The 21,723-nt window shown below is 28.5% G+C and carries 16 protein-coding genes; 2 read left to right on the top strand and 14 right to left on the bottom strand.

Annotated features, from left to right (window positions below; all coding sequences use genetic code 11):
• Window positions 1-42 precede the first annotated feature (42 nt).
• From KQI41_RS08240 to KQI41_RS08175, 14 genes are all read right to left on the bottom strand, one after another.
• On the bottom strand, window positions 43-702 hold the full coding sequence (locus tag KQI41_RS08240) for a response regulator (protein WP_154442621.1): 660 nt from the start codon (window positions 700-702) through the stop codon (window positions 43-45).
• Between the two features lie 3 nt (window positions 703-705).
• A complete protein-coding gene (locus KQI41_RS08235) occupies window positions 706-1,866 on the bottom strand; it encodes a sensor histidine kinase (RefSeq protein ID WP_154442623.1) in 1,161 nt (386 codons plus the stop codon).
• Between the two features lie 5 nt (window positions 1,867-1,871).
• Window positions 1,872-2,330, bottom strand: coding sequence for a chemotaxis protein CheW (locus tag KQI41_RS08230; protein WP_154442625.1), 459 nt, complete (start codon window positions 2,328-2,330; stop codon window positions 1,872-1,874).
• A gap of 50 nt (window positions 2,331-2,380) precedes the next feature.
• Window positions 2,381-3,505: a TMEM165/GDT1 family protein gene (locus tag KQI41_RS08225; RefSeq protein ID WP_154442628.1), complete on the bottom strand. Its 1,125-nt coding sequence runs from the start codon at window positions 3,503-3,505 to the stop codon at window positions 2,381-2,383.
• 98 nt (window positions 3,506-3,603) lie between these two features.
• A complete protein-coding gene (hutI, locus tag KQI41_RS08220; RefSeq protein WP_154442630.1) occupies window positions 3,604-4,869 on the bottom strand; it encodes an imidazolonepropionase in 1,266 nt (421 codons plus the stop codon).
• An 8-nt stretch (window positions 4,870-4,877) separates the two neighbouring features.
• Window positions 4,878-5,774 carry a glutamate formimidoyltransferase gene (gene ftcD / locus KQI41_RS08215; protein ID WP_154442632.1) on the bottom strand — a complete coding sequence of 299 codons (897 nt, stop codon included), beginning with the start codon at window positions 5,772-5,774 and terminating at the stop codon, window positions 4,878-4,880.
• A 17-nt stretch (window positions 5,775-5,791) separates the two neighbouring features.
• Window positions 5,792-7,819 (bottom strand): urocanate hydratase, encoded by a 2,028-nt coding sequence (locus tag KQI41_RS08210; protein WP_154442634.1) that lies wholly within the window; start codon window positions 7,817-7,819, stop codon window positions 5,792-5,794.
• A 12-nt stretch (window positions 7,820-7,831) separates the two neighbouring features.
• Window positions 7,832-9,361 carry a histidine ammonia-lyase gene (gene hutH / locus KQI41_RS08205; RefSeq protein ID WP_154442636.1) on the bottom strand — a complete coding sequence of 510 codons (1,530 nt, stop codon included), beginning with the start codon at window positions 9,359-9,361 and terminating at the stop codon, window positions 7,832-7,834.
• Window positions 9,362-9,569: 208 nt separating this feature from the next.
• Window positions 9,570-14,945, bottom strand: coding sequence for a diguanylate cyclase (locus KQI41_RS08200; RefSeq protein WP_154442638.1), 5,376 nt, complete (start codon window positions 14,943-14,945; stop codon window positions 9,570-9,572).
• A gap of 22 nt (window positions 14,946-14,967) precedes the next feature.
• Window positions 14,968-15,420, bottom strand: a complete 453-nt coding sequence (locus KQI41_RS08195; protein WP_154442640.1) for a MarR family winged helix-turn-helix transcriptional regulator — start codon at window positions 15,418-15,420, stop codon at window positions 14,968-14,970.
• Between the two features lie 33 nt (window positions 15,421-15,453).
• The gene (locus KQI41_RS08190) at window positions 15,454-16,338 is read right to left on the bottom strand and encodes a diacylglycerol/lipid kinase family protein (RefSeq protein WP_154442642.1); all 885 of its coding nucleotides are present in this window, start codon (window positions 16,336-16,338) and stop codon (window positions 15,454-15,456) included.
• A gap of 182 nt (window positions 16,339-16,520) precedes the next feature.
• A complete protein-coding gene (locus KQI41_RS08185; RefSeq protein WP_154442644.1) occupies window positions 16,521-16,994 on the bottom strand; it encodes a methyl-accepting chemotaxis protein in 474 nt (157 codons plus the stop codon).
• Between the two features lie 13 nt (window positions 16,995-17,007).
• The gene (locus KQI41_RS08180; protein ID WP_154442646.1) at window positions 17,008-17,439 is read right to left on the bottom strand and encodes a YtxH domain-containing protein; all 432 of its coding nucleotides are present in this window, start codon (window positions 17,437-17,439) and stop codon (window positions 17,008-17,010) included.
• A 92-nt stretch (window positions 17,440-17,531) separates the two neighbouring features.
• Window positions 17,532-17,717, bottom strand: a complete 186-nt coding sequence (locus KQI41_RS08175; protein ID WP_154442648.1) for a ferritin family protein — start codon at window positions 17,715-17,717, stop codon at window positions 17,532-17,534.
• Window positions 17,718-17,905: 188 nt separating this feature from the next.
• On the opposite strand from KQI41_RS08175, the gene KQI41_RS08170 reads away from it, so the two are divergent.
• Both KQI41_RS08170 and KQI41_RS08165 read left to right on the top strand, forming a co-directional pair.
• Window positions 17,906-19,657 carry an ABC transporter ATP-binding protein gene (locus tag KQI41_RS08170; protein WP_154442650.1) on the top strand — a complete coding sequence of 584 codons (1,752 nt, stop codon included), beginning with the start codon at window positions 17,906-17,908 and terminating at the stop codon, window positions 19,655-19,657.
• 10 nt (window positions 19,658-19,667) lie between these two features.
• Entirely contained in the window at window positions 19,668-21,683 is a 2,016-nt protein-coding gene (locus KQI41_RS08165; RefSeq protein ID WP_154442652.1) for an ABC transporter ATP-binding protein, read from the top strand.
• Window positions 21,684-21,723: the final 40 nt, after the last annotated feature.

Below are 21,723 nucleotides of genomic sequence, written 5' to 3'. Positions count from 1 at the left end.
CATAAGACACTGAAATTTTAATGGCTTTGATGTTTTTTCTTTCTATAGTTTCTTTATATTATTTTTATATGCAAATATTGCTGCTTGCACTCTATCATTTATATCAAGTTTTTTAAAAATATTAGATACATGATTCTTCACTGTTTTCTCACTTATATATAAATTCTCTGCAATATCTTTATTATTTAATCCTTCTGCTATTAATATAAGGACCTCATACTCTCTCTTGGTCAATGAATTAATTTTATTAATATTAGTATCAGGATATTCTTCGTAACTAGAAAACTCTTTAACTAAATCTGCCACACTGGATTGAATATATTTTTTCCCTTTAGCCACTTCCTGAATACCTCTAATTAAATTATCTGAACTTAAATCTTTTAACATATAGGCATCTGCCCCTAGTTTTAAAGTCTTTAATATATACTCTTTATCTTCATGGATAGTCAGAATGACTACCTTTGTTTTTATTCCCATATCCTTAATTTTCTTTAAAGTTTCTATACCATTTAGTTTAGGCATATTTATATCTAATAATATTATATCAGGTTCTAATTCCTTAGCCATATTAAAAGCTTCTTCTCCATTACAAGCCTGTCCAACCACATTTATATTGCCTTCTAACTCTAATATTTGTTTTATTCCTTCTCTTATTAATTGATGATCATCTGCAATTATTACACTAATAGTTTTATCCTTCATCACTTACTCCTCCTCGTATAAAGGTATAAATAAATTTATTTTAGTACCTACATTTGAAGAAGATGTTATGTTGAACTTCCCGTTTAATAATTCAACTCTTTCTTTTATATTCATTAATCCAAATCCACTAGATACTGAATTGCATCCTTCTTTGTAACTTTCTGGATTAAATCCAATACCATCATCTATAATCAATAAGTTAATTTTATTCAATGTTTTCTCAATTATAATAGATGATGACTGTGCTTGGGAGTGTTTTCGAATATTACTTAAAGCCTCTTGAATTATTCTAAAAATAGCCACTTGAACAGCAGACTCTAAATCGTCAAATTTTCCATAAGGCTTAAAGTTAACCTTAATTTCAGCTTCCTCTTGAAAAATAGATATGTATCTTTCCAGTGTTGGTATAAGTCCTAAATCATCTAAGGACATAGGCCTTAAATCATATATTATTCTTCTAACATCCTTTAAAGTTAATCTAATAATCCATTTTAAATTATTGAGTTCATTTTTTGCCCTTTCTTGATCTATATTTAGTAGTTTTTCACATAACTCTGCTTTCACTATGACATGGGCTAAAGATTGGGCTGGTCCGTCATGGATGTCTCTAGCTACTTTAAGCCTTTCTTCTTCTTGTGCTTCAATAATCTTTATTCCTAAATAATGCTTTTTACTTAATTCATCAAGAGTGTCTGAAATATCCTTAGAATTTCCCATTAAATATTCTGTAGCAACAGATATTTGTTTATTAACATTTTCTGCCTTTTTATATACTTCATAAGAATTTTTCAAACGTACTTCCAAATCTTTTCTTTTCTCTATTAAATTTTTCTCCTCCCCTCTTTTCAACAAAAGATCTACCCTAATAGCATTGGCTAAATCATAAGCTTCTCTAATCTCATCTTCATTAAATAAATTAAAGTTCTTACTCTTATTTAATAAATTTCTTCTGCTCCTTTTATCTAGATCTTCCAAATTTTCTACTTGTTCAATGATTTCTATCATTTTCGCTTGAATGTTTTTAAGTTCATCTTCCAACTTTTTACATTCCGCTCTAGCATAATCTACAATTTCAAAGATTTCATCTTTACTTCCCTTTATAGAATTAATTGTAGTTTCTAGTATTTCATTTAACCTTCTAATCCCTATTGAATCCGACTTCATAATTTTTAAACCTCTAAATTTTGTATCTCTTCTATTTCATTTTCAGTTAAAATTTTATTAAGATCAATTAAGATCAGTAGTCTTTTTTCATCTAGCTTTCCTACACCTGTTATATACTTTTTATCAATCCCAGTAATGAACGCTGGAGCAGGGTCTATTTGTTCTTCATCTAACCTTAAAGTCTGAGATGCCTCATCTACTATAAATCCAATTTCTCTATCATCTAAATTAATTACAATAATTCTAGTATCTTTTGTTACTTCAAATTCTCCTAATAATAATCTCTTTTTTAGGTTGATAATAGGTATAACATTTCCTCTATAGTTTACAACACCTTCAATAAATGATGGTGTATTAGGAAGAGAAATAGATTCTTCATAAACACTGATTTCCTTTACATTCATTATATCAATACCAAACTCTCCTTTTCCTAATTTAAAAACCACATATTGATTTTCAGCCATGATATTTACCTCCTTGTTTTATAAATTATTCTCACAATTAAGACGAAGTATTAATTGTGTAATTTTGTATAAACCTTCTTTTCTAACAATGTTCCATACTCTTTGTTTAGTAGTTTAGCTTCTTTAAAATAAGTATTGATGTCAGATTTATGACCTATAATTTGTCCAAAAATGATTACTTCTAATGAATTCCTAACCTTATTGATTACAAAATTTTCATCTGTATTCCAACTGTTATTTACTGAGTCTACCATTATAATACTTAAAGCTTCTAAAACTTTATTATTATCATATTCCTTTTTTATCAAAAAATCTAGATTAATATAAGCATCTGAATAATAATTTCCATTTTTTCTTGCCTCTTTAATTATAAATCTAGTATATCCTATTAAACAGTTAGAGCCAATACATTTCCCACACTTTCCTTCCCCTAAACATATGCTTTCTATAGTTTCATTTATAACCTTTGTTTGATTATATAACTTAGAAGCTACATCAATCATAGGAGATTTCTCTTTTCCTCGTCTATTATTAATCAATTTTTTCATTAAAATAATTTCAATTATTGCTATTATTAATAAGTATAATATAATATTAGTGATATTTATATAGTCCTTTGGAATTGTATTGAATAATTTTAAACTTCCAAAAAATATAAATACTATAGATGAGGCAACTTTAATGGCTATCTCAGGTATTTTTTCCCCAATTTTGGATCCTATAAATATTCCAAATCCAGAAGTAGCAACCATCCCTAAAGTCGTACCTACTAGTATAAATATTGGATAACTTGCTTCTATAGACAAAGTCATTGCAGTTAATTGGGTTTTATCACCTAACTCTCCAACAAAAAAAGCTATGGCTACTGTTATAATAGGGCTAAATGATTTCTTGTCATTGGTTTCATCTATATCTTCATCTTTTAAGGCCATTACTCCAAATACAACGAACATAATTCCTGCAACTATTTGAATTAAATTCATAGGAACAACTGTAGAAATAAATCTACCTAATAATATTGCAATACCATGGTTAAAAATAACTCCTAGTATAACTCCAAATATTACTTCTTTTACTTTGTATTGAGTCGCAAATGTCATAGCTATTATCTGAGTTTTATCTCCCATTTCAGCGGCAAAAATTAATAAAAAAGCTCTAATAAGTTCTCCAAACATTTAGCTTTCTTCCTTTCATAATGAAAAAACTTTTAGCTTGATAGTATTTCTAACAAGCTAAAAGTTAATTTATTTAATTAAAAGTATTCTTTAAACTTTTATTTTTCTTTAGTATATACTATTTCACCTTTCTTAACTACTTTGTCTACATGGTTTATACCAAAATGATATAATATATATTCTAAATTCGGAGAATCAAAGATTACTAAATCCCCTTGTTTGCCTGATTCCAAACTTCCTATTTTTTCTTCTAAACCTAATGAGGCCGCACCATTTATTGTTACTGATGTAATTATTTCTTCTGGAGTCAATTTCATAATCAATGCTCCAAAACTCATAATCAGCTGTATGTTTTCCGTTGGACAGCTCCCTGGATTATAGTCAGTAGATAACGATACAGGTACACCTTCTTCTATCATTTTCCTCGCTTTAGCAAAGTTACCAGTTTGTAGGTTAAAGCTAGTTCCTGGTAATAAGTTAGCTATTACACCATTCTTAGCCATTTCCTTAATTCCATTATCACTGGCTGCTATTAAATGATCTGCAGAAATACATCCTATTTCAGCAGCCAATTCAGCTCCACCTAATGGTTTTATTTCATCAGCATGAAGTTTAAGACCCATTCCATATTCTCTAGCTGCAAGTAAAATCTTCTTAGATTGCTCTATGGTAAATACTCCTTCTTCACAAAATACATCGCAGAATTTAGCCAATTTTTTTTGGGCTACTTTAGGAATCATATCATTTATAATAATATCTACAAATTCATCAGAATTATCTTTATAGGCATTAGGTATAGCATGAGCACCCATAAACGTAGATATAATATCTACTGGATGATCCTCATTTAAATGTTTAGCTACTTCTAATTGTTTTATTTCAGTTTCAAAGTCGTCTATACCATATCCACTTTTTGCTTCAACTGTAGTTACTCCAAAGGATAACATAGTATTTAAACTTTTCTTTGCTTGATTATACAACTCCTCAAAACTTGCATTTTTAGTTGCTTTTACTGTAGAATGAATTCCTCCACCTGCTGCAAGTATATCTAAATAAGGTATACCCTTTAGCTTCATTGCCAATTCATTTTCCCTAGAACCACCATGTACCAAATGAGTATGGGAATCTACTAATCCTGGGGTTACGGTTTTCCCAGTTCCATCTAGAATAATAGTACTTTCATCTAAAGTAATATCAGATGGCAATTCTCCTTCTCCTACATATAATATTTTATCTTTATTTAAAGCTATTATACCATTTTTAATCAATCCAATATCTTTTAATTCTTCCTTAACTCTAGCTTTATTCTCACCTTTTAAGGTTATTAAATTATCTATATTTTTGATAATTAAAGTGGCTTTCATTTTATCACCTATTCCATCATTCTTTTTTCTAAAATTTGACTATGATCAAAGTTTTCTACTCTTAAATAATAGTCTGCCACATCAACCATTGCTGCCATAGGAACTAATCCTATTATCTCACTACCTATGACATTTACACCATATCTTTTAGCTTCTCTTTCTATAACATCAAATACTCTAAATAATGGTGTCTTTGTATAGTCTACCATATTCATGGTTACTTGAACTATGTTTCTTTCCTTAATTTCTATCCCTAAAGCCTTACAATATTTAAACCCACCACCACTTGATCTAATGGATTTAGCGATATTTTTAGCAATACTAACATCATTTGTACCTAAGTTTACATTAAATGCCACTAAAGGCATTCTAGCTCCAACTGCTGTAACTCCAGCCTCTCTATTTAATTCAACAGGTCCAAAATCAGGAGTCCAATTATCTTCTTTCAACTTAGCTTCCATACCTTCATATTGTCCACGTCTTACATCAGCTAGATTTTCTCTATCTATTGAACTTGCAGATTTTTCATATAAAAATACAGATATATTAAGTTCTTCTCCAATTCTTTTCCCTAATCTCTTTGATAATTCTACTGCTTCCTCCATAGTTACATCTGATATTGGAATTAGTGGTATAACATCAGTTGCACCCATTCTTGGATGCTCTCCCTTATGATTTTTCATATCAATTAATTCTGATGCTACTTTACAAGCATTAAAAGCAGCTTCTATTACCTTTTCGGGTTCACCTATAAATGTAACTACTGTACGATTGTGGTCTTTATCCATAGAATAGTCCAGTAACTTTACTTCTTCTACAACCCTTATTTCTTCAACTATCTTTTCAATAATCTCTTTATTTTGTCCTTCACTAAAGTTTGGCACACATTGAATTATCCTAGCCATTTATATTCCCCCTATTATTATTTATTTAATTTATTTTCAACTAATTCTTTAACTAATTTATCATCTGCTACATATGGTATTGTTATATGGTCTGTATCCTTGAATTTATTATTATACTCTACACAAGTTGAAATAGAGTTTTCATTTCTAGCCCAAGCTCTTCTTGCTACTCCACCCATTACATCCCAAGGCATTGAAGTTTTAAGGATATTATCTACTCTTTCTGAACCATCTAACACCATTCCAAATCCACCATTTATAGACTTTCCGATTCCTACTCCTCCACCATTGTGAAGTGCTATAAGGCTCATTCCCCTTGCTGCATTTCCTGCAAAACATTGAGTAGCCATATCTGCCATAATATTACTTCCATCTTTGATATTAGCAGTTTCTCTAAATGGAGAGTCTGTACCTCCTGTATCATGGTGGTCTCTACCTAACATTATAGGCCCTACCTCTTTATTTCTAACCATTTCATTAAATTTCAATGCAATTTCCGTTCTTCCTAAAGCATCTTGATATAAAATTCTAGCTTGAGTACCTACTACAAGTCCATTGGCTTCTGCATCTCTTATCCATATATAATTATCTCTGTCTTGACCTCTTCTATTAGGGTCTATTATATCCATAGCAGCTTTATCTGTTTTAATTAAATCTTCATGTTCGCCACTTAAACAAACCCATCTAAAAGGTCCATATCCATAATCAAATAACATAGGTCCCATTATATCTTCTACATAGGAAGGGAATATAAATCCTTCTGATTCATCTATTCCATTTTTAGAAATATCCTTTGCACCAGCATCATAAATAGCTTTCATGAAACTATTTCCATAATCAAAGAAATAAGTTCCTTTTTCCACTAGTTTTTTAATTAATTCAAAATGATAGATTAAGGATTCATTTACTAATTTTATAAATCCTTTTTTATCTTTTTCTAACATCTCTGTTCTTTCTTCAAAAGTAATACCATGTGGACAATATCCCCCATCATAAGGAGCATGGCATGAAGTCTGATCTGATAATAATTCTATATGAACATTATTGTTTACTGCATATTCCAATAAATCTATAATATTACCATGGTATGCAATTGCCACTGGTTCTTTTTTCTCCATGAACTCATGAGCATATGCAAATAATTCTTTTAAATCATCAAAGGATTTATCTATCCAACCCTGATCTAATCTAGTTTTTATTCTTGAATAATCTACTTCCGCTATGATTCCTACACCTTTAGCAATTTTAGTAGCTTTACCCTGTGCTCCACTCATTCCACCTAAACCAGAACTTACAAATAGATGACCTGCTAAATCACCATCTTCTTTAACTCCTAGTTTCATTCTACCTGCATTTAAAATTGTATTATATGTTCCATGAACAATACCTTGAGGTCCTATATACATCCAGCCACCTGCTGTCATTTGTCCATAGTTTGCAACTCCCATTGCCTGAGCCTTTATCCAATGTTCTTGATCATCAAAAGCACCTATCATAAGTGCGTTTGTTATAATCGCTCTAGGACTTGTAACAGAAGATTTAAATAAACCTACTGGGTGTCCTGAAGCAATTACTAAAGTCTGTTCATCAGTTAATTCTTCTAAATATTTCTTAATCAGACTATATTGCATCCAGTTTTGGCATACTTGACCAGTTTCCCCATAAGTGACTAATTCATAAGGATATAATGCTACATCAAAGTCAAGATTATTATCTATCATTACTTGAAACGCCTTACCTTCTATGCATTTTCCCTTATACTCATCTAGTGATTTTCCTTTAATATTTCCTTCTGGCCTATATCTATATCCATATATTCTACCATGAGTCAATAACTCGTCTAAAAATTCTGGTGCTAATTTTTCATGTAATTCCTCTGGTACATACCTTAAAGCATTTTTAAGAGCAATTTCTATCTCTCTTTGAGTTAAATTTAACTCTCTCTTAGGAGCTCTTCTTATATTTTCTTGAAACTTTGGCTCTGGTGGTAATTCATTTCCTAATTTAATAGTCATAGCTTGAGAAATCCCTAAATTATTAATCATTAACTATCCCTCCTATAATAATCTTCCAATTTCTTTTTCAACTTCATTAACTATTTTTCCAGTTTTTAATATATCTTCTGATTTATTAATATCAGAGTACATAACTCTATCATCTTCCATAAATGGAATATCTTCCCTTATTATATTATAAACTATATTGCTTCCTTTTCCTAATCCTTTATTATCTCTTAAATCTATTGCTTGGCAAGCTGCTAGTATTTCCATAGCAAGAACTTTTCTAGCATTTCCTAGTATTTCCCTAGCTTTTCTTGCTGCAATTGTTCCCATGGACACATGGTCTTCTTGATTAGCAGAAGATGGTATGGAGTCTACACTGGCAGGATGAGCTAATACTTTATTTTCTGATACTAAAGACGCTGCTGAATATTGTACTATCATAAATCCTGAATTAAGTCCTCCCTTTTTAACTAAAAATGCAGGTAATCCATTACTTAAAGATGGATTTACTAATCTTTCAAGTCTTCTTTCAGATATATTTGCCAGTTCAGATAAACCGATTCCTAAGAAATCGAAACTTAAAGCCATTGGTTGACCATGGAAGTTTCCACCTGAAATGACTTCTTCTTCATCTACAAATATTAAAGGATTATCTGTTGCTGAATTCATTTCTATTTCAATTTTTTCTTTTACATATTTGAAACAATCTTTACTTCCTCCATGGATTTGAGGCAAACATCTTAATGAATAAGCATCTTGTACTCTAACTTCGCCCTGTCTTGTAGTCATGGAGCTATTTTCTAATATGGATAATATATTCTTAGCTGTATTTATTTGTCCTTCATGGGCTCTTACACTATGAACTCTAGGATCAAAAGCATCAGTTATTCCATTTAGGGCTTCCATAGTTAATGATGCAGCAATATCAGCTGTTTTGCTTAAAACTATAGAATCATGTATTGTTAATGCACCAATAGAAGTCATTACTTGAGTTCCATTGATTAAAGCCAACCCTTCCTTTGATGTCAATTCAACTGTTTGAATATTCGCCTTTGCCATTGCCTCTTTACCAGACATTCTTTTTCCTTCATATATAGCTTCACCTTCACCTATCATAACTAATACCATATGGGAAAGCGGTGCTAAATCTCCACTAGCTCCAAGGGAACCTTTTTCTGGAATAATAGGATGGACCTTTTTGTTTAACATTTCTACTAATGTGTTTAATGTAGATAGTCTTATACCTGAGAAACCTTTAGATAAGGCATTAGCTCTAAGTAACATAATTCCCCTAACTACTTCCTCCTCTAAGGGATTGCCTACTCCACAAGCATGGCTTATAATCAGATTTCTTTGTAGTGTTTTTGTTTCCTCTCCAGTGATTACAACATCACTGAACTTTCCAAATCCAGTAGTTATACCATATACTACTTTATTTTCATCTACAAATTTGTCTACCAAAGCTCTGGCTTTTTCTACCTTTAAAATCGCTTCCTTAGATAATTCTACTTCTTTACCCATTCTTGCAACTTCCACAAATTCCTCTAGAGTTAGACTATTACCGTCTATAAATATTTTTTCCATGTTACAACCTCCATTCAAGTTCATCATTATATTTCATTACTTAGATAAAGTGCATAAAAAAACCACAGATAATTTCTGTGGTTTTCTTTAAATTTAATTCTCTTAAAATAAATTGTCTATTAAGCATAATCTCCCCTACTTTAAATATTGGAAATTTCAAAACTTAAATCAATTATAACATAATATAATACAAAATAGTAAACATATTTTATATTATTGCAGAAAATATATTACCAAAGTTTTTAGATAAATTAAAATCATCAAAGTCAAACTCTTTATTTTTAATAGCAGTGGAAATATATAAAATTCCCTTTACTTGCCCATTATTTATTAGTGGTAAAATTATAACAGATTGCCAGTTCGGCAGTCCTGTTAAAGAATCAATATTGTCAATATTATCCCAATCTATTAAAAATTCACCTTTTTGAGTATATAATATTCTATCGATGATTCTATGATTTATCTGTATGTTTTCTATCCAGCTATCATTAAATCTAGCTCGGCTCAAGGTTCTTTTAATATCTCCATCATCAATAAATATTATGGAACCCCACTCTGCATCTAGAGTTTCTAACACTCTTCCTAAAAATTTGAAAGTCTTTTTTTCAATACTTTGATTTTCTTTTATTAATTCAAGAGTATTAATAAGAGCCAATATATTTCTATTATCATCTTCAGTATTCCCTGTTAAAATACCTGCTAATTTATCAACTCTATTTATTGTATTGTCCATCTGAGGATTCCATATAACAGATTTGTTTCTTCCTGTTTCTTTAGCATGATATAAAGCTTGATCTGCTTTTTCAACTAGCTCCTCTTTAAATTGACTATGATGTGGATAAAGAGATATTCCTATACTTATGGTAATTGAATGTTCTATTCCCTTAATTTTAAAATTCTCAACATTTTTACGTATTTTTTCTGCAATCTTCTTAGCTTCATATTCTTTAGTATTTTTAATAAGTATAATAAACTCTTCTCCACCATATCTTGCCACTATATCAGAGGTTCTTACTGTTGATTTTAAGACTTCACCTATTAAAGCAAGAATTTGGTCTCCTTTTCTATGTCCATAAGTATCGTTGATATTCTTAAACTTATCAATATCTAACAGTAAAATCGAAAAATTTCCATTTGTGGACTTAGCGTGATTAATAAGTTCTACTAGTTTTCCTTCATAATACTTTCTAGTAAATACTCCAGTAAGTTTATCCTGAATAGCCATTAACTTCAACTTATTATTTTCTAAATTAATAAATGCTAAACTAGAAAGATTTTTAACTAATTCCAATCTTTGAATGTCAAATCTGTTAAATACCTTATCAGTTTCTAAGTAAATATAACCTTGGCTACGGCTTTCCTCGTATATAATCTTTCTTCTTTCTATCTTTCTATTAACTGATTCATTAGATTTAAATATGGGAACACATATTATCCCTTTTTTATCATTAGATAAAAACTCCTTATAATTCTGATTATATACAGTTTGGAAATTACTATTTATTAAAATTCCCATTTTATGTTTATCAGTTAAAGATAGGATGTCTTTATTAATTTTATAATCGCTTTTATCATCTAATGACGAATACACTATATAATCCTTTTCTTTATCATCATAACCTAGAATATAACCTTTTTTAGCAAAGGTTTCCTTTCCTAAATAGTTAAGTATTATATCTAAATTATGTTTGAAATCATCAGTAAATCTAGATATTAATTCTTCTGTAGTATTGATATCCAAAACATTATCCAAATAATCCAGTTTAGTTATTTTTACAAACTCTTCACTACCTATTACATCAATCATAGAAGTAATATCAAAAAAGTAATTTAAATCTTTTTCATTTACTTCCTCTAGTAATGGATAATTTACTTCACGATTATATTCATTTTTTATGCAGGTTACTATTTTTTCCTTTATTAAATCCCCTTTTTTACTTTTAATATAGCTAAATTTCAATTGTGAATCTGGTATCTTTAAAGTCAATCGATAAATTCTATCTAAGGAATCCAGTAGATATTTAATAGCTTCTTTATATTTATTTCTAGAATAAAATACAAATCCTATTAAAGTATTAAGATACAAGGTCAAAGAAAAAGTTCCATCATCAGTTTCCTCTTCCATGAAAATTAAATTTTCGATGGAAGAATCTGAAAGGTCTAAGGCATATAATATTATTTCTCTTATTTTGTGTAAAAAATCTATATCTACTAATTCCACTAAATCTGTATCTTCTTCTATTAAATTGAGAGCATATTTTCTATCCTGATTTAAAAGACAAATAATAGATAAATATAAAAGTGCTTTTCTTCTATCTTGAATAAATTCTGTATTTCTATAGGAATTTCTCAATTCTTCAACTTCTTCTATATTTAAAGTAGATTCCTTTAAAAATGTAAAACAAATAATCATTAATTTACTTCTTAGGTAATCTCGTGCATTAACTTCATGAGATAATTTCAAAGCAACATTATATGATTCTATTGCCTTCTCCCATTGTCCGAAACAACCATAGAATTCTCCTAAAAACTCATGATATTGTACATTTATTTCAAAATCAAATATTTCCTTTGATTCAAATACTTCTTTTAAATATAGATAACATCCATATGCTTTTGTATATTCCGATGTTGCAAGATATATAGTTCCTAAATTAATATGAACTAAAATAGTCATTCTAAAATCCTGAAGTTCTAAACTGCCTTGCTTTGATTCTTCCATATATCTTAAAGCATCATCAAACTTATAATCCATTATATACAACTCAGCTATATTATTTAAGAAAACAGTTTCCACCTCTTGTAGACCAGTACTTTTTGCTATGGTTAAACCCTTCTTATAATATTCCATAGCTTTTTGATTGTTTGCATAATAATCTGCATAGATGATTCCGATATTATTAATAGGTCTGGTAACATCCATAAAGTTCCCTATGGCTTCATAATAAAAAATACTTTTTTTATAGTCCTTTATTGCCTCTTTTGTGTTTCCACTTAAATGTTTTATGAGTCCCAGCCTATTGTAAAGAATCCCTAAACAATTTATATTTCCATTATTTTGAGATAGTTTTATTCCTTCGTTTAAATATCTTTCTGACTCTTTTAATTCACCATTAGATATTCCAAATCTTGCCTTAGTGGCCAATACCATTATTTTCCCCTCAACGATATTATTTTCTTTGGAAATCTTTTCTATGACTTCTACTTCTTGTAAAGCCTTTTCCTTTTCACCTTTTCTAAAATTAATATCTATAATTACAAATTTACTTTTGATTATATGGTCAAAGTTTTTTAATAGCTTTGCAGTTTTTTGATACTCTTCTAAATATGCTTTTCCTTTATCTGTTTCATCTTTTAAATAATATATATTAACTAATCCCTCTAAAACTTCAAGCTTTTCTTCGCTATCATTATCTTTAACTATATTATATGCCTGTTGCAACAAAAACTTAGCTTGACTTCCATACTTGTTTTCAAGTTTTTCTATCTCATTAAAAACTATATCTAAAGCCTTTTTATTTTGATTAGATTTAATTAAATGATATATTAATTCTTCTAATATAAGTCCATCATCTAAATCTTGAATGACTTTAGCTGCCTTTGTATGTAAGGCTGTTTTTTCTTCTTCAGATATTTGATTGTAAATTAGCCTTTTTAGTTCACTACCATTTATATTATAACTGTATCCCCAGTCTGCTACTTTTTCATCTATTAGTTTTAAATTTATTAATTCATTTAAGGCATCTTCTATATTGTGTTGTTCTATTTCCAACATCTCAAGTAATATTCTTTTATGTAGTTTATCGCTAAATATTGACATTACTTTGAATATATCAAAATAATTCTCTTTAAAATAATTTTCTTTAATTATATTCAATTGCTTTGAAAAGTCATCTTCTACATTTGGTTGAATAGATAAGTCATCGTAATCATCAACCTTTAGGTACCATCTTCCTGAAGTTTTCATGTATAATTCTCCAGTGTTGAATAAATGTTTAATTATATATTCAATTCGTCTTGGATTCCCCTTACTTTCTCTAAATAAAACAGAAGCCAAACTATAAGGAACATAGGATATTCCCAATATACTTTTAACTAATTCTCCTATTTCTTCTAGATTTAATTTATGTGAATTCATAAACTGTATATATACTTCCTTTTCCCATTGCTCTATTTTTTCCTTCACTAAAGGATGGATATTTTCGTCATTTTTATCATAGGAAAAAACAAAAAACAAATTATTACTTGTTGTATTTTGGATTAAATAATCTAGAATCATTATAAAAGTAGTGTTACATTTTTGAATATCATCAACAATAATATATATAATTTTGTCTTTAGATAGTTCTGTGAAATAATTAGCAATTCTATTGTATAATCTAAACCTTTCTATCCTTTGACTCAAGTCTGTATCTATTTCCTCATCTATATTTAGTCTTAATTCTGGTAATATTTTAGAAAGTTCAGACCTGTACTTATTTATAAGTTCCGGAGATGTATCTTTTATTGACTGTTTCAAAATATTAGCCATGTCTAACAAATGATTACTTTGGTCATCGTGTATCTCAACAAAATATACGTCTCTACCTTTCATTTTAAGTTTAAAAGATATTTCCCTTAGAAATCTTGTTTTTCCAACTCCTAAATCACCATTTAAAACCAATCCCCTTAAATCATTTGTTCCTCTTGCAATATTATCATCTAGTGACATAAATCTTCTAATTTCGTTTTTTCTTCCTATGATCTTATTGTTAAAATGTAAGACATTTCTATCCTTTACTAAATCATAGGAATAGTCAAGATTAAAAGCAATCACTACTCTATCTACAATCTCCATTAAATTCAATTCTTTGTTGATAAAGTCTCGCTTAGTAAGCTGTTTTATAATACTATTTAATACTTCCTTTTGTTCTTCAGTTATTAAAAAATCACTGTATATAAAACTGTCTGTATCATCAACAGTAAAATCTTTTAAAAACAAATATTTAATCAATACTCCTATTGAAAAATAATCTGTATTTTTATCATCTTGTTCTTTATCTATTAAGGTTTCTGGTAATATAAAATATCTTGACAAATCATCATAATTAGAACTATATCTATTTTCAAGGTTTGTAGGCAAATCCATAAGTTTCATAGTTTTATCTTCTGTTATAAATATTGCTAAAGGATTTAATAATTTATATATAAATCCTCTAAAATGCAAAAAATCAATTACCACCATAATATCAAGTATAATCTTTAATCTTTCATGAAAATTCAACTTGTCTTTTATTCTGCTTAGTCTAGACCCCTGAACATATTCTACTATTGAATAGTATAATAGCATGTTTGTTTTTTTAGTGTCTATTGTCTTTACTAAATTAAATGATTCTGAGGATAATAAATATTCATGACGAATATTAGATAGATGAATGAAGTTGTCCGAAAAGTAATCAATTACTTGATTTTGGATATTGTGATTATAAAGTTTCATCAACTGTATTTTATCACCTTCCCATAAATCAATTACCTTATATGATTCATAATAAAAGGTATCATTTAAACTTTCTTCAATTTTATATCTATTATCTATAATCCTCATTAATATCCCCTCTTTTTAGTATCTAGTCTTGGGTTTCATCTTTCATTGCTTCATATAAAGCTTTTAATCCTAAATCTAGCCTACTTTTAGCATCATCTTCAAAATCACTTAGTTTACCTGATAAAAATTCAATTCTTTTACTCATTACCTTTTCCAAAATATCATATCCCTTAGGCAATGCCTCTACTATTACTACTCTCTTATCTTTATCATGTTTTTTTCTAACTACTAGGTCTGCTTTTTCCATCCTATCTACCAGGTCTGTAATAGTGCTGCAAGCTAATGCCATATGTTGACTTAACTCTCCTATGGTCATATTTCCTTGATTTATTAATATCTGTAAAGCCGAAAATTGAGGTACAGTAATATTAAAGTCGGCTAATATTGCTCTACCTTTTTTTCTTATAATATAGTCTATTTTTCTCAAATATCTTTCTATATTGGATACATTTTCATAGCTTTCATTTTTGTTCATTTGAACCTCCTCCTTCATTTTCCCTTAAAATCATTATATAATAATTCTAAAGGCATTAGGTACGACTTCAAAAGTAGCCGGAAGTTTTCCTCCATATTCACCATCTAAATCAATAGGTACATCTCGGTTCGTCTTTAGCTCTACCTTCTTTGACTTAAAATACAATACATTTGGATGATTGACATGCCCTCCACTAAATATGTTAATAAAAATATTTGCCAAATCTTGAACTCCAGATTTCTTTATAATTACTACATCTAATAGCCCATCAAGAACATCTGCTTCTGGAGCTAATTTTTTAAATCCACCTATGGAAGAACTATTGGATACAATAAACAATAATACCTCATCATTTAAAGAATATTCTTCACTTTCTATATTTAAGTTTATGGATTCCAAATTTTGAAGAGTTATTTCTCTCAATCCTTCTATATAATATGCTAACCTACCTAAGACCATTTTAGTTTCAGGCAATACTTGATAACCTACATTTGATAAAATACCTCCAGCTGCTACGTTTACAAAATATTCGTCATTTACTTTACCCAAATCCACATCTATAAACTTTTCTCTTTTTATCATTTCATAAAACTCATTGATATTCTTAGGAATCTCCATATAATTAGCAAAATCGTTTACTGTGCCAGATGATAAAATAGCTACTGGTATTTTTCTCTCACTTTTAGCTATTCCCTTAGCTACCTCATTTACAGTTCCATCCCCTCCACTGACAATTATAATATCCCAATCTTCTTTGCAAGCTTTAATTGTCTCTAACATAGCGTCATCTTTTTTTTTAGTAATGAATTTATTTACTAAATATCCATCATCTAATAACAATTTACATAAACGATCTAGTTTTCTTTCTGTAGATTGTCTTCCTGAAGATGGATTAAATATTACCTTAACTTTTTTCATAAAACTCAGCCTCTCATCTTATAGTAATTTATATATTTATATGCAATTAATATCTATTTTATTTATCTATGAATATTATATCTATTATACCAATAATCCAATAATTGTGAAAGAATTTTAAAAATTTGATTTATTAATGGTATTAATTATAGGATTAAAAAAGATAAAAGCCTAATAGACTCTTATCTTTTTTTGATAATATTTTTTATACTATCAACTACATCTAAAATTAATTTTAAATAGCTATCGAAACTTTTTATATTGTTTTGAAGAGAAAATGCTGTTTCTGATATACTTTCAGTAACTATATCAAAAGTTTCATAAGCTTTATGCGTTGTATTTTCAATAGAATCAGTAATTGAACCTACATTTTTTGTTATCTTATTTATATTACAGACTGTACTATCTATCTCTGGAGTTAATTCTTCTAAAACATTGTCCATATTTGTTGTAATAGATTGTATGTTTTCACTTATAATAGGCAATTGTTTAAGTATATCGTCAATTTCTTTTATATTTGATTCCATTATAGTATCAGCTTTAGATATTATCTTATTTAAATTTTTAAAAATTAAAATTAAATAAGTTAAAGCACCTATACCTAATAAAAAAAGTATTAGTTTAAATAAATCTTGAACAGTAAGGGTAGCATTCATTATCTATGCCCCCTTACTCAATTTCTCTCTCATCTTTTTCTATTTGATCATCTTCTACGACTTCTTCTATAATATCCATATCTTCCACGACTTCTTCTATAATATCCATATCTTCCACTTCTTCTATAATATCTTCCTTTGCTTCATTTGCCTTTTCTTTAATATCATCATAAACATTTTTAATTTCTGATTTTATTTTTTCTCCAAAATCCTTTGTTGCTTCCATTTGGTCATTTACTGTAGTTTTTATATTTTCTGCTACTTCCTTAGTTTTATCACCTATATCTTTTCTTGTTTCCTTTCCAGATTTAGGAGCTAATAATAAACCAGCTGCAGCACCAACTGCTGTACCTATGGCTGTTCCAACGGCAAGGTTTTTAGCAGTTTCCATTTTTTTTTCTTTTTCAATTCTTTTTTTCTTTTCTTCAATAAATTTGTTTAACATTTTTATCTCCCCTTTGTTATATTGTATCTATTTTATTTGTCATTTCTACCCCAAAATGGGAGTTATAATCAATATACTTTAGATTTTTGAATTTAAAATTTTTCTTTCAATACTTTTTGTAATTCTGCTGCTTGATAACCACATTCTTCAGCAAATTTTTTAAATATATCAGCTACTTCACTATCGTTTACCTTCTTAGAATGGGTTTCATAATCTCTAACCATTTCCTGTGAATCCAATATCATCTTCTTTAAAATTTCTTTTGTAGTTAATTCCATAATATACCTCCTAATTTTATTTAATAATCTCTATTTAATTGTCTCTTATTCCTAAGTATTTTATACTTATTATAATAAAATTTTCAAATATTCATTCATTTTATCCAGATTTCCTTTATAATATATATTAAGAAATTACTTCGAGTATCTAAATTTAAAAAACTATTATAATAAGGGGGTATTACAACTTGTCAACTTTTTTTACTTTGAAGGATTTTTTCTCAAAACAAAAATGGAACTATTTAATTGGAGTAATATGGCTTTTAATAATAGACTCTATACAACTAATAGTTCCTCAAATCTTTAGGTGGCTAACGAACGATTTTCAAAACAATGCCTTAAATAATAAGGCTATATTAAAGTATGTGTTTTTAATTTTATTAACTGGAATAGCAATTGCTGTTGGACGTTTTTTTTGGAGAATATATATTTTAGGCACTTCCAGAGAACTCGAATACTATTTAAGAAAAAAGATATTCGATCATTTACTATCCTTATCTCCAAATTACTTTAACACTCATAAGACTGGAGATTTAATGGCTCATGCTACAAACGATGTAAATGCTGTTAGAATGGCCATTGGTCAAGGTACTATAATGATTGTAGACTCTATGTTTATGATAGTACTTACTTTGATTATGATGGTAAAAACAACAAATATTAGATTGACTTTTATTGCATTATTTACATTACCATTTATCGTTATTGTAGTAAGTAAATTTGGTAAGATTATTCATAAACGTTTTAAAATAGTTCAAGAGGCTTTTTCTGATCTTACTGACATTACCCAAGAAAGTTTCTCTGGTGTTCGAGTAGTAAAATCTTTTGTACAAGAAAATCTTATTCAAAGTAAATTTGAAAAAGTAAATAATGATAATTTAAAAAAGAATTTAGATTTGGTTAAAATATCTGGGACTTTCCATCCATTCATTGAGTTTATATCCTCCCTTAGCTTTCTATTAATTATTTTTTATGGAGGTAAAGAAGTAATATTAAATAAAATCTCATTAGGCGACTTTATTGCATTTAATTCATACTTAGGTCTATTAGTATGGCCAATGATGGCATTAGGTTGGGTTATAAATATATTTCAAAGAGGAGCTGCCTCAATGGACAGAATAAACATTATTCTGGAAGAAACCCCAGATATAGTTAATAATCCAAAGACTATTGAATTGGAACAACCAAAAGGACAAGTTCAATTTAAAAATGTCAGCTTTAAATATCCTGATTCTGATAACTATGCTTTAAAAAATATAAATTTTTCAATAGAACAGGGAAAGTCACTAGCTATAATTGGTAGAACAGGAAGTGGAAAGTCAACTATTGCAAGTCTGCTTCTTAGACTTTACGATGCTCAAGATGGTAATATACTCTTCGATAATATAGACATTAAAGACCTGTCTTTAAAATCTCTTAGGGAAAATATAGGCTATGTGCCACAAGATAATTTCTTGTTTTCTAATACTATAGCAGAAAATATTGCTTTTTCATTTGATAAACCTACTTCTTCCGAAAAAGTTGTAAATGCCGCTAAGTTATCTGAGGTTTACAATAATATAATAGAGTTTGAAAATGGATTTGAAACTATTTTAGGCGAAAGGGGAGTTACATTGTCTGGTGGTCAAAAACAAAGAACTTCCATAGCTCGTGCTTTAATTAAAGAACCTTCAGTACTTATATTAGATGATAGTTTGTCTAGTGTAGATACCGAAACTGAGGAAAAAATATTAAATAATTTAAAGACTATAATGGATACAAAAACTACTATTATAATTAGTCATAGAATATCTACTATTAAAGACTGTGATGAAATAATTTTATTGTCCAATGGTGAAATTGCCGAAAGAGGAACTCATGAATCTCTTTTATTAAATAATGGTTTCTATAAAAACTTATATGAGAACCAATTGTTAGAAGAAAAAATAATTAATAATTAGGAGGAAAATAATGAGTAGAGAATATGATGATGAAATAGTAGGAAAATCCTATGATAGTAAATTAATGAAACGACTTTTACAATATGCTAAACCCTATACTTTATATTTGCTCCTAGCTATTCTTATGATGGTTACTATTACAGGTTTAGAACTTATAAAACCTTATTTACTTAAAGTAACTATAGATGACTATTTATCAGGTTATACAAAACCTATGTATGAAATGGAAATTGATTCTACATATGAAGGAATAATATTTAATAATAAAAAATATGTAAAAGTTAATTCCATAAACACAGTAGATAATTTACAGTTAGAAGATTATCCTATTGTAAATATAGTAAAAGAAAATGGAGACTATTACCTTGGTGATTATGAAGATAAATCAGTGGAAAATAGAATTCTCTTAGATAATGATTCATATATAAATTTTAGAAATCCAGATATTAAAGGCATAAACAAAATAGCTCTTATTTTCTTGGTTTCTATTGTACTTGCTTTTGTTTTAAATTATCTTCAAGTATTGATTTTAAATTATACTTCACAAAAGATTATTTTCAATATAAGACAAGAGATATTTGCTCATATTCAAAGTCTTTCTATATCATTTTTTGATAAGAATCCTATTGGAAGACTAGTAACTAGAGTTACAAATGATACTGAAACTTTAAATGAAATGTATACATCTGTTTTAGTCAACTTATTTAAGGATATATTTGTCCTTATAGGTATTATCTTTATTATGATTAAAATGAATTTAACTTTGGCTTTAATTTCTTTTGCCTTAGTTCCTTTAATCATTGTGGCATCTATTATCTTTAGAAAGAAAATCAGAGTAGTGTATAGACTGGCAAGAGTACAATTATCTAAAATTAATTCTACTTTAAACGAAAATCTAACTGGAATGAGGATAATCCATATATTTAAGAAAGAAAACAAAATCTCAAATCAGTTTGATAAAATCAATCAAGATTATTTGAAAACAGCAAAAAAAGAAATTACTCTTTTTGCCATATTTAGACCTTCCATAGAAGTTATTCGTTCACTAGGTATAGCTTTTATTATATATTATGGTGGTGATAAAGTTATTTCAAATTCAATAGAATTTGGGGTATTATATGCCTTTATAGAGTATCTACAAAGGTTCTTTCAACCAATACTTGATTTGACTGAAAAATATAATATACTTCAATCTGCCATGGCTTCAAGTGAGCGAATTTTTCATATATTAGATAATACAGATATTGTAGAAAATCCTAATAACCCTATGAGTATTGACAATATAAAAGGTAAGATTGAGTTTAGAAATGTTTGGTTTGCCTACGAATCTGATAATTGGGTATTAAAAGATATTAGTTTCATAATAAACCCTGGTGAAACTATTGCATTTGTTGGAGCAACAGGAGCTGGTAAGTCCTCTATTATGAACTTAATTACTAGATTTTATGATATACAAAAAGGGGAAATATTAATAGACGATATTAATATAAAAGAATATAATAAATATGAATTACGACAAAAAATAGGTGTAGTATTACAAGATGTTTTTCTATTTACTGGAACCATAGAAGATAATATTAGATTAAACAATACTGAAATCTCTGATGACAAAATTATAGAGGTGGCTAAGTATGTTAATGCAGATTATTTTATAAATAAACTACCTCTTAAATATAAGGAACCTGTAATGGAAAGAGGTTCAACTTTATCTTCTGGCGAAAGACAGCTTCTCTCCTTTGCTAGAACTTTAGCCTACAATCCAAGTATATTAATATTAGATGAGGCTACATCAAGTATAGATACAGAGACAGAACTATTAATTCAAGATGCTCTTGAAAAATTAATTAAAGGCAGAACCAGTATTGCTGTTGCCCATAGATTATCTACTATTCAACATGCAGACAAAATCATAGTTCTTAGTAAAGGTAATATTAAAGAAATAGGTACCCACCAAGAATTATTATCTATGGAAGGGATGTATTACGATTTATATAGGCTTCAATATAAAGAGGACTTTGCTAAATAAGTCTTTACTATTTCTCTATTCTTTAGTAAAATTCTTTATA

This window comes from Tissierella pigra, from assembly GCF_018917845.1.
Classification (GTDB): domain Bacteria; phylum Bacillota; class Clostridia; order Tissierellales; family Tissierellaceae; genus Tissierella; species Tissierella pigra.
Note: the sequence above shows the minus strand (reverse complement) of the source record. Positions and strands in the feature narration are given on the sequence as shown.